Origin of the sequence: Microbacterium sp. TNHR37B (genome assembly GCF_001620065.1) — a bacterium.
Lineage (GTDB): Bacteria > Actinomycetota > Actinomycetes > Actinomycetales > Microbacteriaceae > Microbacterium.
On sequence record NZ_LQGV01000003.1, the window covers coordinates 913,917 to 930,342 of the forward strand.

At 70.3% G+C, this 16,426-nt stretch carries 13 protein-coding genes; 6 read left to right on the forward strand and 7 right to left on the reverse strand.

Translation table 11 applies throughout. From position 1 onward, the window contains the following. Positions 1-128: 128 nt before the first annotated feature. The 5 genes from argG to AVP41_RS12265 all read left to right on the forward strand — a co-directional run bounded on the left by argG (position 129) and on the right by AVP41_RS12265 (position 7,783). Positions 129-1,571 carry an argininosuccinate synthase gene (gene argG / locus AVP41_RS12245; RefSeq protein WP_067164768.1) on the forward strand — a complete coding sequence of 481 codons (1,443 nt, stop codon included), beginning with the start codon at positions 129-131 and terminating at the stop codon, positions 1,569-1,571. Positions 1,572-1,824: 253 nt separating this feature from the next. After that, a complete protein-coding gene (locus AVP41_RS12250; protein ID WP_067164772.1) occupies positions 1,825-2,448 on the forward strand; it encodes a TetR/AcrR family transcriptional regulator in 624 nt (207 codons plus the stop codon). Continuing rightward, positions 2,442-3,116 carry a hypothetical protein gene (locus AVP41_RS12255; RefSeq protein WP_067164775.1) on the forward strand — a complete coding sequence of 225 codons (675 nt, stop codon included), beginning with the start codon at positions 2,442-2,444 and terminating at the stop codon, positions 3,114-3,116. Before AVP41_RS12250 ends, AVP41_RS12255 begins: the two co-directional genes overlap by 7 nt. Then, on the forward strand, positions 3,113-5,056 hold the full coding sequence (locus AVP41_RS12260) for a YhgE/Pip family protein (RefSeq protein WP_067164780.1): 1,944 nt from the start codon (positions 3,113-3,115) through the stop codon (positions 5,054-5,056). The genes AVP41_RS12255 and AVP41_RS12260 overlap by 4 nt, the downstream gene beginning before the upstream one ends. Before the next feature lie 129 nt (positions 5,057-5,185). Continuing rightward, on the forward strand, positions 5,186-7,783 hold the full coding sequence (locus AVP41_RS12265; RefSeq protein WP_082829192.1) for a penicillin acylase family protein: 2,598 nt from the start codon (positions 5,186-5,188) through the stop codon (positions 7,781-7,783). Positions 7,784-7,822: 39 nt separating this feature from the next. Here the strand turns inward: AVP41_RS12265 and mnhG are convergent, their stop codons facing one another. Genes mnhG through AVP41_RS12300 form a run of 7 tightly spaced genes read right to left on the reverse strand, consistent with a single transcriptional unit; the run spans position 7,823 to position 15,129 of the window. Continuing rightward, a complete protein-coding gene (gene mnhG, locus AVP41_RS12270) occupies positions 7,823-8,179 on the reverse strand; it encodes a monovalent cation/H(+) antiporter subunit G (RefSeq protein WP_067164783.1) in 357 nt (118 codons plus the stop codon). Further along, positions 8,176-8,448 carry a monovalent cation/H+ antiporter complex subunit F gene (locus tag AVP41_RS12275; RefSeq protein WP_067164786.1) on the reverse strand — a complete coding sequence of 91 codons (273 nt, stop codon included), beginning with the start codon at positions 8,446-8,448 and terminating at the stop codon, positions 8,176-8,178. Before AVP41_RS12275 ends, mnhG begins: the two co-directional genes overlap by 4 nt. Beyond that, positions 8,445-9,035 carry a Na+/H+ antiporter subunit E gene (locus tag AVP41_RS12280; RefSeq protein WP_067164788.1) on the reverse strand — a complete coding sequence of 197 codons (591 nt, stop codon included), beginning with the start codon at positions 9,033-9,035 and terminating at the stop codon, positions 8,445-8,447. The genes AVP41_RS12275 and AVP41_RS12280 overlap by 4 nt, the downstream gene beginning before the upstream one ends. Then, positions 9,032-10,588 carry a Na+/H+ antiporter subunit D gene (locus AVP41_RS12285; RefSeq protein ID WP_067164791.1) on the reverse strand — a complete coding sequence of 519 codons (1,557 nt, stop codon included), beginning with the start codon at positions 10,586-10,588 and terminating at the stop codon, positions 9,032-9,034. The genes AVP41_RS12280 and AVP41_RS12285 overlap by 4 nt, the downstream gene beginning before the upstream one ends. After that, positions 10,585-11,115, reverse strand: coding sequence for a Na(+)/H(+) antiporter subunit C (locus tag AVP41_RS12290; RefSeq protein ID WP_067164795.1), 531 nt, complete (start codon positions 11,113-11,115; stop codon positions 10,585-10,587). The genes AVP41_RS12285 and AVP41_RS12290 overlap by 4 nt, the downstream gene beginning before the upstream one ends. After that, positions 11,112-14,036 carry a Na+/H+ antiporter subunit A gene (locus AVP41_RS12295; RefSeq protein ID WP_067164798.1) on the reverse strand — a complete coding sequence of 975 codons (2,925 nt, stop codon included), beginning with the start codon at positions 14,034-14,036 and terminating at the stop codon, positions 11,112-11,114. Before AVP41_RS12295 ends, AVP41_RS12290 begins: the two co-directional genes overlap by 4 nt. 46 nt (positions 14,037-14,082) lie before the next feature. After that, a complete protein-coding gene (locus AVP41_RS12300) occupies positions 14,083-15,129 on the reverse strand; it encodes a LacI family DNA-binding transcriptional regulator (RefSeq protein WP_067164801.1) in 1,047 nt (348 codons plus the stop codon). 59 nt (positions 15,130-15,188) lie between these two features. Here AVP41_RS12300 and AVP41_RS12305 point away from each other — a divergent pair, with 59 nt between their 5' ends. Next, positions 15,189-16,409: an MFS transporter gene (locus tag AVP41_RS12305; RefSeq protein WP_067164804.1), complete on the forward strand. Its 1,221-nt coding sequence runs from the start codon at positions 15,189-15,191 to the stop codon at positions 16,407-16,409. Positions 16,410-16,426: the final 17 nt, after the last annotated feature.

The following is a 16,426-nucleotide window of genomic DNA, read 5'->3' on the forward strand; positions in this document are numbered from 1 at the left end:
GGAACCGCGCACCCACAGCTCGACCGCGCAGACCGGCCGACCCTCGGCGGAAAGCGGTCGTCCGCTGCGCGCGATGCGGCTCGTCATGCCGCGGAAGCGGGAAGGAACGGCACTCTAGACTTGACGGCATGTCGAAGGTCCTTCAGTCCCTGCCCGTCGGCGAGCGCGTCGGCATCGCCTTCTCGGGAGGCCTTGACACCTCCGTCGCCGTCGCGTGGATGCGCGACAAGGGCGCCGTCCCCTACACCTACACCGGCGACCTCGGTCAGTACGACGAAGACGACATCGCCTCGATCCCCGGCCGCGCGCTGCAGTACGGCGCGGAGGCCTCGCGGCTCATCGACTGCAAGCCCCTGCTCGTGGAGGAGGGACTGGTCGCCCTCTCGTGCGGCGCCTTCCACATCCGCTCCGCCGGCCGCACCTACTTCAACACCACGCCCATCGGACGCGCCGTCACCGGCACGCTGCTCGTGCGCGCGATGAAGGAGGACGGCGTCGACATCTGGGGCGACGGCTCCACCTACAAGGGCAACGACATCGAGCGCTTCTACCGCTACGGCCTGCTGGCCAACCCGGCCCTGCGCATCTACAAGCCGTGGCTCGACGCGGACTTCGTCACCGAGCTCGGCGGGCGCACCGAGATGAGCGAATGGCTCGTCGCACACGACTTCCCCTACCGCGACTCCGTGGAGAAGGCCTACTCCACCGACGCCAACATCTGGGGCGCGACCCACGAGGCCAAGACGCTCGAGCACCTCGACGTCTCCCTCGAAGTGGTCGAGCCGATCATGGGCGTCCGATTCTGGGACCCGTCGGTGGAGATCGCCACGGAAGACGTCTCGGTGACATTCGAGGCCGGTCGCCCCGTGGCCATCAACGGCGTGGAGTACACCAATGCGGTGGCGCTCGTGCAGGAAGCGAACGCGATCGGAGGCCGCCACGGCCTCGGGATGAGCGACCAGATCGAGAACCGCATCATCGAGGCGAAGTCGCGCGGCATCTACGAAGCGCCCGGGATGGCACTGCTGTTCATCGCCTACGAGCGCCTCGTCAACGGCATCCTCAACGAGGACACGCTCGCGACCTACCACGAGCAGGGTCGCCGCCTCGGTCGGCTCATGTACGAGGGGCGGTGGCTGGAGCCGCAGTCGTTCATGCTCCGGGAGTCGATCCAGCGCTGGGTCGGATCGGCGATCAGCGGAACGGTCACGCTTCGACTTCGACGCGGCGAGGACTACACGATCCTCGACACCGTGTCGCCGAACCTGTCCTACGCGCCCGAGAAGCTCTCGATGGAGCGGGTGGGCGACGCCGCCTTCGGCCCGATCGATCGCATCGGACAGTTGACGATGCGGAACCTGGACATCGCCGACTCGCGCTCCCGGCTCGAGCAGTATGCCGGGCTCGGGCTCATCGGCGGCCCGACGGCCGACCTGGTGGGCGAGCTGGCCACCGGCGGCGCCGCGGGGATCACGGGACACGCGCAGCCGTTCGATTCCGCCCGCGAGGAGCTCGCCGAGGCCGTGGACGAGGCGTCCGAGTCCGCGTCGTTCGACTTTGGCGCCGACTGACTCCCTGCCTCTCCCCGCCCTGCCCTGCCCGCTCAGGTGGCGCATTCTGCTGCTTTCGCGCGCGCGAAGCCACCAGATGCGCCACCTGAGCGGGGTGGTCGGGGCGAGATGGGCCACCTGAGATGGGCCACCTGAGATGGGCCACCTGAGATGGGTTGCCTGAGATGGGGTGGTGAGCGGGGGTGCGTGAGCGGAGGCTGGGAGTTCGCCGAAACAAGTTGCACAGGCGTGTGCAGGATCGTACACTGATGCGGTGACCACGACCGCGCCGGCGCGTCGCCCGAGAAGGGATGCCGCGGCGAACCGCGAAGGCATCCTGTCGGCGGCGGCCACCACCCTCGCCCACGATCCGCACGCCTCGATCGACACGATCGCCCGCGCCGCCGGACTCAGCCGCCGCGCCCTCTACGGACACTTCGACGACCGCGACGCGCTGCTCCGAGAGATGCTGCTCGCGGGGGCTCGACGATTCAACGCCCTCGCCGAGCAGATCGAGACCGACGACGACCCGCCCCTCGCCCTGGCGCGTCTGACGCATCGCCTCTGGAGCGAGGCCGCCCACGTTCAGGTGGCCGCGGCCATCGCGCTCGACGACGGTCACCTCGACGACACCGCCACGGCGCTCGCGCCCCTCCGGCGCTGCGTGGCCGCGATCGTGCGGAGGGGACAGGAGACCGACACGCTCCGCACCGACGTTCCCGCCCCCACGCTGTCGCGCCTCATCGAGGAGACCGCCCGGACGATGGTCACCCGCGTCGATGCGGCATCTCCGCAGGCGCGACCGCTCGCCGTGCGGGCCGTACTCTCGATCGCCGGCCTGTCGTGGCGCGACGGCGACGCCCTCGTGACGCGACTGGAAGAGGAATCGCCGTGCTGATCCAGCTGACCGACGTATCGAAGGGGCGTCGCGGCATCGCCCTGCCCGCCACGACCCTCACCTACCGCTCCGGGCGTGCGACCCTCGCCATGGCCGAGACGGAGCAGCGCCCGACGGTGCTCGGGCTCATCGCCTCGGGACGGATGAAGCCCGACAGCGGCAGCGTCCTCGTCGACGGCGCCCGCCGCTCCCGGGACCTGCGTCGGCGCAGCGCACTCATCGACGCGCCGGATGTGAGCGAGCCGGCACCCAACATCATCGTGGCCGGCGTCGTGGGCGAAGAGCTGATGTTCGCAGGACGCCTGTCGGATCCGCTCTCGGCCCGCCGCTGGCTCGACGATCACGGCCTGCGCCACCTGTCGCGCACGCCGTTCGCCGACGTCGCCCCGCGGGATCGTCTGCGGATCCTCCTCGAGCTCGCGGCTCTGCGGCCCGGAGTGGAGGCTCTCGTGCTCGTGTCACCCGATCGCCACGGCGGCGACCCCCGGGACTGGTGGCTGCTGGCGGAGGAGTTCGCCGGACGCGGATTCGCCGTGCTGGTGATCGCGGGGCAGGCGGCCGCTCGCGTCATCTCCGAGAGCCCCTCCTCTCCGCGGCCGCGTCGTCGCGCACCCCGCGTGCGCGCGGTCAGCCCCGGTCTCCGGCGGCGAAAGGACGTCACCCGATGAAGATTCCCGCCATGATCGCGGCCGAGTTCCGCCGCCTGACCTCGACACGCATGTCGGTCATCGCCCTGATCGCACTCCTGCTCGTGCCCGTACTCTACGGCGGCCTCTACCTCTGGGCGAATCAGGATCCCTACGCCAAGCTCGCGGACGTGCCCGTCGGGCTGGTCAACCTCGACGAAGGGGCCGCGGCCTCGGGTGATCAGCCGGCCGCCGCCTACGGGTCGGACGTGACGGCTCAACTCCTGGACGGAGGCGCCTTCGACTGGAAGGTGCTGAGCGCCGATGCCGCCGCGCAGGCTCTGCGGGAGGGCCTGGTCGACTTCACCGTGACCCTTCCCGCCGACTTCTCCGATGCGCTCACGAGCGCATCGGGCGACGATCCCCACCAGGCGACGATCGCCCTGGCCACCAACGACGCCAACAACTACCTCGCCTCGACGATCGGCACTCAGGCCGTGGAGAAGATCCGCCGGACGGTCGCCGAGTCCGTGGCGAAGGAAGCCTCCGGCCGCCTGCTGGACGGGATCGCCGACATCCGCGTGAAGCTCGTCTCGGCCGCCGATGGCGCCGCACGCCTGGCCGATGGCGCCGGGAGCGCGCTGCGGGGCGCGACGACGCTGAACGACGGCGCGCACACGCTCGCCGAGGGAGCCTCGACCCTCGCGGACGGTGCGGGAAAGCTCGCCGACGGGGCGGGCACGCTCGCCTCGGGGACGGCGACCGTCGCCGACGGGGCGGAGAAGGTTGCCGCCGGGGCGTCGCAGGTGGCCGACGGCACGGCGACTCTCGCGGGATACGCCGACCGCGCCGGAGACGCCGCAGCGCGTGCCGTCGCGCTGTTGCCCGAGGCGCGCGCCGACCTTCGCGAGGCACTGGAGCGGCAGGGGCTGTCATCGGCGGAGATCTCGGCCGTGCTCTCGCGACTCGATCCGCTCGCCGACGCGGTCCGACGGGGTGGCGACCGCGTCGCCGACGCCGTGGCCCAGGTCGACCGGTTGGCGTCGGGCGCCGCACAGGTCTCTACGGGAGCCGGACAGGTGGCCGATGGTGCGCGGCGCACCGCGACGGGAGCAGCCCGACTGTCGAGCGCATCGACGGCTCTCGCGACGGGCGCCGACTCTGCCGCCGCAGGCGCCGCGCGCCTCGACGACGGGTCCGCAAAGCTCCGCGACGGGCTCGCCTCGCTCCAGAGCGGCGCGCGGGAGCTGCGCGACGGACTGGACAAGGGCGTCGCGGCAATCCCCGACTCGTCGGAGTCGCTCCGCTCGGCACAGGCCCGCACGATCGCCGACCCCGTCGCGATCGACACCGGCAACGTTGCCCGCGCGGGGGACTACGGGGCGGGACTCGCGCCCTTCTTCGCGGCGCTGGCCGCTTGGATCGGCATCTACGCCCTGTTCCTCATCGTCAAGCCGATCTCCCGCCGCGCAGTCACGGCCCTGCGCTCCCCCGTGCGCGTGACTCTCGCCGGCTGGCTCACCCCCGCCCTCCTCGGCGGCATCGGGATGATCGCGCTGTTCGGGGTGCTCTCCCTCGCCCTCGGCTTCGGCTTCGCGCATCCGCTCGGCACGCTGGGCATCCTGGTCCTCGCCTCGTTCACCTACGCCGCGATCATCCTGACCCTGAACGTCTGGCTGGGATCGGTGGGACAGTTCGTGGGACTCGTGCTGATGGTGCTGCAGCTGGTGACGGCCGGAGGCACGTTCCCCTGGCAGACCCTCCCGTCTCCGCTGGCCGCCCTGCACCACGTGCTTCCGATGGGGTACGTCGTCGACGCCATGCGGCAGCTGATGTATGGCGGCTCGGCAACTCGGGTGTGGGCCGACGTCGGGATCCTCCTGATCTGGATGCTGGCCGCCCTGGCGGTGGCTGCGCTCGGGGTCACCCGGATGACCCACCGCCGCACGCTGCGGGATCTGCAGCCCAGCATCATCGGGTGAGGACGATGCCCACGGCGCCCTCGGACGGCCGGGTACGATGCCAGGAACGGTCGCGCACCTGGGGCACGTGACCGGCGCCGCTCACCCGGGGCGGCAGAAGCCGACGCCCCGGAGGAGCACCCGACGACGATGTCATCCACCTCACCCACCGCTGCGCTCGACGAGCCCGCTGTTGCCGATCCTTCCCGCCCGAAGCGTTCGATCGGACGGCGGATCGGGATCATCGCGTTCTCGGCGGTCGCCGCGCTCACCTCCCTCGCCCTCATCGCCGCGGGAGTCGTGCTGTGGAACGTGCAGCGCTCTTTCCCCCAGCGCGACGGCGTCATCTCGCTCACCGGCCTCGAACAGGAGGTGTCGGTGCTGCGCGACGACCTGGGCATCCCGACGGTGGTGGCCGAGACCAGCCACGACCTGTTCTTCGCGCAGGGCTACGTCCACGCGCAGGATCGCTTCTGGGAGATGGACTTCCGCCGTCACGTGACCGCCGGACGGCTCTCCGAGCTGTTCGGGGAGTCACAGCTGGGCACCGACCGCTTCCTCCGCACGCTCGGCTGGCACGAGATCGCCGCGCAGGAGGTGGAGGCGCTCGACGACGCGACACGCGCCTACTACGAGGCGTACGCCGACGGGGTCAACGCCTACCTCGCCGACCACCGGGGAAGCGCCGCGTCGTTGGAGTATGCCGTGCTCAGCCTCCAGAACGGCGGGTACGAGATCGAGCCGTGGACGCCCGTCGACTCGGTCGCCTGGCTCAAGGCGATGGCCTGGGATCTGCGGACGAACATCGAAGACGAGACCGCGCGTGCGGTGCTGGCGCAGAGCATGGACTCCGACCGGATCGCCGAGCTCTACCCCGACTATCCCTTCGACACGAACCCCGTGATCGTGCCCACGATCGTTCCGCCCGACGACGCGGACGGCGCCGACGCGTCGACCGCCGGCGCCCGGATCTCCTGGACCGAGGTCGGCGACGTGTTCGCCGCCGTCGGCACGCTGCTCGGCGATGCCGGAGAGGGCATCGGGTCGAACTCGTGGGTCGTCTCGGGCGCGCTCACCGAGAGCGGCTCGCCCCTCCTTGCGAACGATCCCCACCTCGGGGCGTCGCTCCCGAGCGTCTGGCACCAGATCGGCCTCCGCTGCGCGACGGTGTCGGAGGAGTGCCCGTTCGACGTCAGCGGGTTCAGCTTCTCGGGCATGCCCGGGGTCATCATCGGGCACAATGCCGAGGTGGCGTGGGGATTCACCAATCTCACCACCGACGTGACCGACCTGTATCTCGAGAAGGTCCAGGGCGATCAGTACTGGCGCGACGGCGAGCTCGTTCCCCTCGACGTGCGCACCGAGACGCTGCGTGTCGCCGGCGGAAGCACCGTGGAGCTGGAGATCCGCTCCACGGTGCACGGTCCGATCGTCTCGGGGCTCACCGACGACTTCACTGCGATCGCCGCCGAGCCGCGCACCGGTGAGACCGGCGCCATCACGTCGCCCGAAGACGAGCCCGAGGGGGAATACGCCGTGTCGTTCCAATGGACGGCGCTGGAACCCGGCACGACGGCGCAGGCGATCTTCGCGCTGAACACGGCGCGCGACATCCCGCAGTTCCGGGAGGCCGCGGCGCTGTTCGACGTCCCCGCGCAGAACCTCATCTACGCGGACGTGGCGGGCAACATCGGGTACCAGACCCCCGGCCGCCTGCCGATCCGCGGCAAGGGCGACGGATCCATGCCGCAGCCGGGCTGGGACTCCGATTACGACTGGCAGGGCTTCATCCCGTTCGAGGAGCTGCCGATGGCCTTCAACCCGGAGTCGGGCTACATCGTGACCGCGAACAACGCGATCGTGGGACCCGACTATCCGTACGAGCTGACGCGGGACTGGGACTACGGCTGGCGCGCGGCGCGGATCCAGCACCTCATCGAGCGCACCGCCGCGGCCGGCAAGCTCACGGCCGACGACATGACCGCCATCCAGGCCGACGCCGAGTTCTGGATGGGAAAGCGTCTGGCCGTCGCGTACACCGACGTGCCCGTGACAGACGACGGCACTCGCGAGGCGATCGCCCTCCTCCAGCAGTGGGATGCCCAGAACACCGCCGACAGCCCCGCAGCCGCCTATGCCAACGTGCTGTGGGACGAGCTGGTGCAGAACCTGTTCGCCCGGCGCGACACGCCCGCGCCCCTGTCCGGCCACGACCGGCTCTTCCTCGTCGTCGACCGGCTGCTGGACGACCCCGGATCGTCGTGGTGGACGAACGAGCAGATCGGGGTGAGCGGACGCGACGAGATGCTCGCGCGTTCAGCCGCCGACGCGTACGCGCGTCTGGTGGAGCTGCAGGGCGACAACCCGTCGCGCTGGAACTGGGGAGACCTTCACGCGATCACCCTCACCAACGGGTCGTTCGGCGAGAGCGGCATCGCGCCGATCGAAGCGCTGTTCAACCGGGGCCCCTTCCCCGTCGCCGGCGGCTCGTCGGTCGTCGACGCCACCGGCTGGGTGCTGGGGGAAGGGTTCGAGACCGTCACCGTCCCGTCGATGCGGATGACCGTGGACCTCTCGGACTTCGACAGGTCACGCTGGAACCATCTCACCGGCGCGAGCGGTCACGCCTTCCACCCCAATTACACGGATCAGTTCGAGGCGTGGCAGAAGGGCGAACAGACGCCGTGGGCGTTCTCCCCCGAGGCGGTGGCACAGGCAGCGACGCACACCCTCCGACTCATCCCCTGACCGGGCGAGAGCCGGGGAACCGAGGCCGCACCGCGCCGGTCATCCTCCGGCGGCGGGCGGCGTGCGACGGTCGTCGGCGAGGTCGTCGACCACCAGCGACCGTTCGTCGATCGTGCCGTTCCGGTACGCCTGTCGGCCCACCATGTGCGCCGACAGGGGCGCCGTGGCGAGCTGGATCAGCATGACCGGCACGAGGAAGGCGGCCACTCCCCACGACTCGAGCGCCAGGGCGATCGCGACGCAGATGAGGAGCAGCCCCAGCACCTGCGGCTTGGTGGCGGCGTGGAGCCGCATCGGCACATCGCGGAACCGCAGCAGCCCGATCGCGGCCGTCAGGCACAGCAGCGCGCCGATGAGGATCAGCACCAGGACGACGATCTCGCGCACCTCGTTCATCGGTTCGCTCCGTCTCGTCGGGCCACGAAGCGGGCGATGGAGATGGAGCCGAACACACCCACCGCCGCGACGATGAGCAGGAGCGGCAGGGTGCGGGTGTGATGATTGACGGCCATCTCCGCTCCGAGCACGCACATGATCAGCGTGAGCAGCACGTCCGACGCGACGGCCCGGTCGAGGATCGAGGGGCCGATGATGATGCGCCACAGCGTCAGGAGTGCGGCCACGGCGAACACCGCGTAGATCGCGATGAGCAGGATGAGGGTCATCGAGGGGTCCTCCGTCCGGCGCCGGCCGTCTCGCGGCGAGCCGCCTGCACGTCGCGGACCGTCTGCAACTGCGCACGCGAACCCACTACGCGCACCAGCCGCTCCTCCCAGTGCTGCACGGAGCGTCGCTGCTGCTCCACCTGCTCGAGATCGCGCACGCCGATGACGTGCAGATAGAGCACGCGGCGGTCACGGTCGATGTCGACGATGAGCGACCCGGGAATCAGGGAGGCGGTGACCGCGACGTGGGTCATGATGAGGTCGTCGTCGGTGACGAGGGGCACCGCGATGATGGCGGTCCCGGGCTGACGTCGCCAGTCGAGCACCTGGAAGGCCACCGTGAGCGAGCCGCGGATGAGCGCGAGGAGGAACTCACCGATGAAGATCAGCCCCCACCACAGGTTGACGCGACCCGAGAGCTCGACCGCCGGGAGCCGGAACACACGGGTCACGAAGACGGCGACGACGACGCCGGTGAGCGCGGCGAGCACCGTGAACTGACCCCACAGCAGCATCCACAGCGCGACGAGCCACACGAAGAACGGCAGCTGCCGCCACACGGTGACGACCACCGACTTGGGACTCATGGCGTCGTCCCTTCGTCGGAGACGAGCACGACCGGGTCCTGCAACGCGGCGCCGATGTTGGCGCACAGCTCGTACAGGGGACCCGCGAAGATCGTCAGCGCCACGGTGACGGCGACCATCCCGGCGGTCGCCGCCGTCATGATCCGCGGGATCACCCGGCGCTCGGTCTGCGTGGCCGCCGCCGGAGCTCCACCGAGATACGAGATGCGGTCGGTCGCCTCGTCGCCCTGCTCCTCGTCCTCGCGCCAGAACGACAGGTTCCATGCGCGCATGAGGGCGTAGAGGGTGAGGAGCGACGTGACGATCCCGCCGACGATGAGCACGTACATGAGGGGGGTCCCCACCTGCGCGGCGGCGTCGAAGAGGGCGAACTTGCCGATGAAGCCGGAGAACGGCGGGAGGCCGCCGAGGTTGATCGCGGGGATGAAGTAGAGCACGGCGATCACGGGCGCCGCCTTCATGAGTCCCTTGACCTTGAGGATCGATGTCGATCCCGCCCGGCGCTCGACGAGCCCGACCGCGAGGAACAGCGTGGTCTGCACCACGATGTGGTGGACCATGTAGTAGATCGTCGCGCCGAGGGCCGCGGGCGTCGCGATCGCGAGCCCGAACACCATGTAGCCGATGTGGCTGACGAGCGTGAACGACAGGATCCGTTTGAGCTCGGCCTGCGCCACGGCGCCCAACACACCCACGATCATCGTCGCGAGGGCGACGATCAGCAGCAGGGTGTTCACGTCGTTGTCGCGGAAGATCTGGGTCTCGGTGCGGATCATCGCGTAGACGCCGACTTTGGTCAGGAGGCCCGCGAACACGGCGGTGACCGGCGCGGGGGCGGTCGGGTAGGAGTCGGGCAGCCAGAACGACAGCGGGAAGATCGCGGCCTTGATGCTGAAGGCCAGGAGCAGCATGAGGTGGAGGACGAGCTGCACGTCCTGCGGGAGCTCGGTCATCCGGGCCGCCAGCTGCGCGATGTTGACGGTGCCGAGGGCGCCGTAGATCGCGGCGATGGCCGCGAGGAAGAGGATCGACGACACGAGCGAGACGACGATGTAGACGACGCCGGTGCGGATGCGCGACTCGGTCGACCCCAGCGTGATGAGCACGTAGGAGGCGACGAGGAGGATCTCGAACCCGACGTAGAGGTTGAACAGATCGCCCGCGATGAAGGCGTTGAAGATCCCGGCCGCGAGGATGAGGTACGACGGGTGGAAGATCGTCACCGGCGTCTCGTCGTCGCCGTCGGCGGCGCCCTGCCCCACGGAGAAGAGCAGAACCGCGAGCAGCACGATCGAGGAGACCACCACGAGGAGCGCCGCAAGGCGATCGACGTACAGGACGATCCCGAACGGGATCGGCCAGCCGCCCACCGACACGGCGATCGCCTCACCCGAGACGTCGACCGTGTACAGCAGCACCGCCGCGATCCCCAGCACCAGGGTGAGCGTGACGACCGAGACGCCCACCTGCACCTTGCGCTGACGACCGAAGATGAGCGCGATGGCGGCGCCGAGGAGCGGCAGGGTCACCAGCAGCGGAACGAGGGCGTTCATCGCTCACCCCCCGGTCCTGTGGGGGCGTCGGTGGGCGCGTCGTCGCGGATCGCGTCGAGATCGCGGTGGTGGAGCACGACGATCGGGGCGGTCTCGGTGCCGATGAAGTCGGTGGTCGCGTCGTCGTCCTCGTCGGTGATCTCGTCGTCCATCGTGTCTTCGTCCTCGGGGGCGCGGTCGCGCAGGGCGATGTCCTCTTCGTCGTCGTGGACGGTGTCGGCCTGGCCCAGCTGCCACGACCGATAGATCAGCGCGAGGAGGAAGGCCGACACGGCGAAGGTGATGACGATCGCGGTCAGGGTCAGCGCCTGCGGCAGCGGATCGCTCATCTCGTCGGGCGAGGCCGCATCGCCGAAGAACGCTGCGACGCCGGGGCGACCCATCACGACCAGGAGGAAGAGGTTGGCGGCGTTGCCGAGCAGGAGGAACCCGATGAGCACCCGGGTCAGGCTCCGCTCGAGCATCGAGTAGACGCCGGCGGCGAACAGGGCACCCATGATGATGATGAGGACGAGGGAGACGGTCACGCGACGCTCACCCCCCGCTCACGCAGCTCCTGCGCCTGCCGGTCGACCTCGCCGCCGAGCGAGCGCAGCACGTCGAGGACGAGCCCGACCACCACGAGGTACACCCCGACGTCGAACAGGGTCGAGGTGACGAACTCGACATGGCCGAGCACCGGGATGTCCGCCTCCCAGAACGTGCTGGTGAGCGGTGCCTCGCCGAAGAACAGCGGCACGACGGCGCACGCGACGGCAAGGCTCATCCCCGCGCCGAGCAGGCGCCCGGCGTCGGTGGGGGCGGCCGCCCCGAGCTCGTAGCGGCCCCCTGCGACGTAGCGCATCACGAGGGCCATGCCCGCGACGAGCCCGCCTGCGAAACCACCGCCGGGGAGGTTGTGACCGGCGAACAGCAGGTAGATCGACACCACGATGATCGTGTGGAAGAGGATCCGGACGATCACCTCGAGGATGAGCGAGCGGTTCTCGGGCCGCATGCGCTGGCCACCCACCAGCCACGCCTGACGCGTGCTCCCCGGCGCGCTCGCGCGGGGCTGCGGGCCGTCGACGGTCTCGATCAGGGGGCGGCGCGTGCGCGTCGCGCTCGTCGGCAGCGACGCGATCGTGCGGGACAGCAGGTCGGAACGATGCGTCACGAACACGAGCGAGGCGACGCCGGTCGCCGCGAGGATCAGCACCGACAGCTCGCCCATCGTGTCCCAGCCGCGGAGGTCGACGAGGGCCACGTTGACGACGTTCTTCCCGTGTCCGATCTCGTACGCCAGTTCGGGGAAGCGATCGGAGATGGGATCGGCGACCCGGGCGCCGGTGGCCACCATCGCGACCATCGCCATCGTCGCCCCCACCGCGACGGCGATCACGGCGCGCACGATGGGCAGCACCGACGCGTTGTGCTCCCCCAGCCGCGCGGGGATGCGGCGGAGCACGAGGGCGAACGCGACGAGGGTCACCGTCTCGATGAGGATCTGGGTGAGCGCGAGGTCGGGGGCGCCGCTCGTCGCGAACAGCAGCACCATGCCGAGGCCCGTCACCGAGACGAGCACGACGCCCGTGTAGCGCTTGCGGGCGCGCACCGCCACGAGACCGGCGATGATCATGATCGGCGCCACGACCACCTGCATCGGCGTCTGCCACGGATCGAGGTCGATGCGCCACTGAGGGCTCGCGAGCAGGGCAGTGCCCTCCGCGGCGACGAAGACCACGAAGATCGTGCCGACGTAGACGGGGAGCGATCCCCGCTGCGTGAAGGTCGTCGTCCACACGGCCGCGCGGGCGATCACCCGGAGCACGAGGTTGTAGGCGTCGGCCGCGGTGAACGGCAGGATGCGGGAGTGCCACTGCGTGCGCTGGACCAGCCAGAACAGCAACGCGCCCGCGGCGATCGATCCGAGCGAGAGGAACAGCGCGGGCTCGAATCCGTGCCATAGGGCGAGGTGGTACGGCTTTCCCCCGACGTCCTCGGGCATCGTGTCGGCGTAGCCGGAGAGCGCGACATCGAGGAGCGGCGAGGCGACCCCCGCGACGACGGTCAACCCGCTCAGCACCACGGGGGCGGCGAGGAAGCCGAGGGGCGGGTCGGGCCACTCGGTCACGGGGCGCGGGGCGCCCGCCGCGTCCTTCTTCGTCCAGAACGCGCCCCAGACGAAGCGGATGCCGTAGGCGGCGGTCAGCGCCGAGCCGAGGACGATGCCGATCAGCGGGACGAGGGCCTCCGCCGTCGCTCCGCCGTCGAGGAGGGAGGTGAGGGCCGCTTCCTTCGCGACGAAGCCCACCGTGGGGGCGACCCCCACCATCGAGGCGATCGCGATGATCGAGAAGACGGCGAGCGTCGGCGCCTGGCGGCCGACCCCCGAGAGCTCACCGATGTCGCGGGTGCTGAGCTGGCGGTCGATCACACCGACGACGAGGAAGAGCGAGGACTTGAACAGCGCGTGCCCCACGAGGAGAGCGAGTCCCGCCAGGGCGGAGTTGCGCTCTCCGTAGCCGAGCACGACCGTCAGCATGCCGAGCTGGCTGACCGTTCCGAACGCGAGGATGCGCTTGAGGTCGGACTCGCGGAGCGCTTGGAGACCGCCCAGCAGCATCGTGAAGATCCCGAGCGTGATGATGATCGGCCGCCACGGCTCGGAGTCGGCGAAGGCCGGAGCGAGCCGCGCGATGAGGTAGATGCCGGCCTTGACCATCGCCGCCGCGTGCAGATACGCGCTGACGGGCGTGGGGGCGGCCATCGCCCCCGGCAGCCAGAAATGGAAGGGGAAGATCGCCGACTTGCTGAGCGCGCCGACGAGCATGAGGACGATCGCGACGTTGAGGAGTGCCCCGGCATCACCCGCGGGAAGGGGCGCGGCGAGGATCGTCGTCAGGCTCGTCGTGCCGTAGAGCACCACGAGCATGACGGCGCCGACGAACATGACCAGGCCCCCGAGCGTCGTCACGAGGAGCGCCTGCAGTGCGGCCCTCCGGCTCGCGCCGCGCGCGTGGTAGAAGCCGATGAGCAGGTAGGAGAGCACGCTCGTGACTTCCCACAGCATCACGAGCACGATCAGATCGTCGGTGAGGACGAGGCCGTACATCGCCCCCGCGAAGGCGAGGAGGACGGCGGAGAAGAGTCCGACGCCGGCTCTCTTGCCATCGAAGTACCAGCGGCAGTAGAGCATGACGAGAGCACCGACGCCGGTGACGATCAGCGTCATCACCCAGCCGAGCGTGTCCATCTTCATTGAGAGGTCGACGCCGAGGGCGGGGATCCAGGAGAAGGACTCCGTCGGACTGTCGCCGGCGAAGACGGCGGGGGCCTGGATTGCGGCGTGGACGAATGCCACGATCGGAACGATCGCCGCGACGAAGAAGGCCCGGGAACCGATGCGCGCCACCAGCCATGGCAGCGTCAACGGGATCACCGCGAACGCAGCCAGGAGCAGCAGCATCTGGCCTCCAGACAGGTCGCGGGGGTCGGATGTCCAGTCTACGGGGTCATCGGGGCCCCGGTGCGGCCGAGGGCGGAATCGGTCCCGTCGTATTCCCGGATCGGAACACACTCGTGAACCGCACGGAGGCGGGCTGTTCTCCGGCGAGCATCGCGACGATCGCCGCCCCGGCGGCACGGCCCTTGTCGACGGCGGGCTGGACCATCGTGGTCAGCTCGTACGGCGCGAGGCCGTCCACCCGCACGCCGTCGAAACCCGCGACGCTCACATCACCGGGGACAGAGAGACCGGCTTCCTCCGCCGCCCGGATCACCCCGGCGGCCAGCAGATCGCTCTGCGCCAGCACGGCGGTGGGGCGTCCCCGCGAGAAGACGTCGCGCCCGACCCGCAGGCCCTCGTCGATCGAGCTGCCGAGCGTCGGGTAGGCGGGGGCGTCGGGGAAGACCCGGCGGACGCCCTCCAGACGCTCGTGCGTCACATTGAGGTCCGTCGGCAGCGCGACGACCGCGACGTCGGTGTGACCGAGGCGTCGGATGTGGTCGGCGAGACAGTGCTCGGCGTCCTGGTTGTCGAGCGCCATACGCGGAACGCCGTCACCGGCGTCGCCCTCGATCACGACGACGGGCACCCCGCGGGCGCGCAGCAGCGCGACGTCGCCGGCCGCCTCGGGGATCGTTCCGATGAGCACAGCGGCGTCCAACGGCACCGTCGCGAGCGTCGCGGCAGGCGCGGGCGCAGGCGCGGTCTCACCGGCCGCCGTCCGGCGGGTGAGCGGCGGAAGGAGGAGGAGGCTGGCATCGATCGCCGACACCGCGTCGGCCAGCCCGTCCATCGTCGCGCGCTGCACGGGATCGGTGAAGACGGTGCCCAACCGGCCGCGCTGGAGCACGCCCACGATCCCGCTCCGTCCGCGCCGGAGCGAGGCCGCGAGAGGGTCCGGCCCCGAGTAGCCGAGAGCGGCCGCGGCCTCGAGCACGCGGGCCCGTGTCTCGTCGGAGACCGGGGTCTTTCCGCTGAAGACGACCGACGCGGTCGACGGCGAGACACCCGCCGCGCGTGCGACGTCGGCGATCGTTGCTCGGCGGCTGCTCATCGCCTCTGATCGTAACCCGCGGCCTGCGGCCGGTCGAATCGATTCGGTAGGGTGTATCCGTGCATTCCGCCCTCACCCGTGCTCAGCTCGTCCATTGGCGGACGGCCATCTTCACGATCTTCTTCGTCACCGGCATCGGCTTCGCGTCCTGGGCGTCGCGCCTTCCCGCCGTCAAGGTCGCGCTCGGGATCGACGACCCGGGCGTCGGTGCGCTCCTGTTCGTGATGGGAGCCACCTCGCTCGTCGGCCTGTCCCTGGCCAACATCATCGTGGCGCGCTGGGGAGCCCGACGCGGGATGGTCGCGACCATCTCCTTCTTCGCGTTCGGACTGCTGCTGGCGGGGATCGGTGTGGAGGTCGCGCACTCCTACGCGCTCACGGCGGTCGGACTCGGCTTCCTCGGCCTGGGGCTCAGCTCGACCGACGTCATGATGAACGTCGAGGCCGCCGCCGTCGAGCAGCGGTTCGGGCGCACGCTCATGCCCCTCTTCCACGCTTTCTTCAGCCTCGGCACGGTCGCCGGCGCCGGCATCGGCGTGGGGATGGCCGCCGGCGGGGTCGGCGTCGGCTGGCACCTCGGCGCGATCGCCGGTGTCGCGATCGTCGCGGGGCTCGTCTCCCTCTTCTACGTCCCCCGCCACGACGCCCCCGCAGCCGACGGCGAGGCCCTCAGCCGTCGCGAACGCTTCGCCGCGCTCCTGGCCGTGTGGCGCGATCCGCGCACCTACGCGATCGGCATCATCATGCTCGGCATGGCCTTCGCAGAGGGGAGCGCGAGCGACTGGCTCACCATCGCGGTGGTCGACGGCCACGGCGAGAAGCAGGAGGTCGGCGCGATCGCGCTCACCGTCTTCTCGATCGCGATGACCGTGTTCCGCGTGCTCGGCGGACCCCTCGTCGACCGCATCGGGCGCGTCTGGACCCTGCGGGTGCTCGCCGTCGCCGCAGCGGGCGGCCTCGTCCTGTTCATCGTCGCGCCGACCTTCCCGATCGCGCTCGTGGGCGTCGCCCTGTGGGGGGCCGGTGCATCGCTCGGGTTCCCGCTCGGCATGTCGGCGGCCGCCGACGATCCGCAGAAGGCCGCCGCCTCGGTGTCGGCCGCCGCGACGATCGGCTACCTCGCGTTCCTCTGCGGACCTCCGGTCCTCGGCTGGATCAGCCACCAGATCGGCATCCTGTCGACGTTGTGGATCATCGTCGGGCTCATCGTCATGTCGGGTTTGGCCTCGGGCGCCGCCAAGCCGATCGCCGGATCGAAGATCGGCACCGGACACCACTGAGGCGGTGGGTAGGCTCG

Bases quoted from the DNA above. Each gene is read 5' to 3' on its own strand.
- AVP41_RS12300 (WP_067164801.1), bottom strand. From the start codon at position 15,129: ATGAGCAGCCGCCGAGCAACGATCGCCGACGTCGCACGCGCGGCGGGT.
- AVP41_RS12260 (WP_067164780.1), top strand. From the start codon at position 3,113: ATGAAGATTCCCGCCATGATCGCGGCCGAGTTCCGCCGCCTGACCTCG.
- AVP41_RS12275 (WP_067164786.1), bottom strand. From the start codon at position 8,448: ATGACCCTCATCCTGCTCATCGCGATCTACGCGGTGTTCGCCGTGGCC.
- AVP41_RS12265 (WP_082829192.1), top strand. From the start codon at position 5,186: ATGTCATCCACCTCACCCACCGCTGCGCTCGACGAGCCCGCTGTTGCC.
- AVP41_RS12285 (WP_067164791.1), bottom strand. From the start codon at position 10,588: ATGAACGCCCTCGTTCCGCTGCTGGTGACCCTGCCGCTCCTCGGCGCC.
- AVP41_RS12295 (WP_067164798.1), bottom strand. From the start codon at position 14,036: ATGCTGCTGCTCCTGGCTGCGTTCGCGGTGATCCCGTTGACGCTGCCA.
- mnhG (WP_067164783.1), bottom strand. From the start codon at position 8,179: ATGAACGAGGTGCGCGAGATCGTCGTCCTGGTGCTGATCCTCATCGGC.
- AVP41_RS12280 (WP_067164788.1), bottom strand. From the start codon at position 9,035: ATGAGTCCCAAGTCGGTGGTCGTCACCGTGTGGCGGCAGCTGCCGTTC.
- argG (WP_067164768.1), top strand. From the start codon at position 129: ATGTCGAAGGTCCTTCAGTCCCTGCCCGTCGGCGAGCGCGTCGGCATC.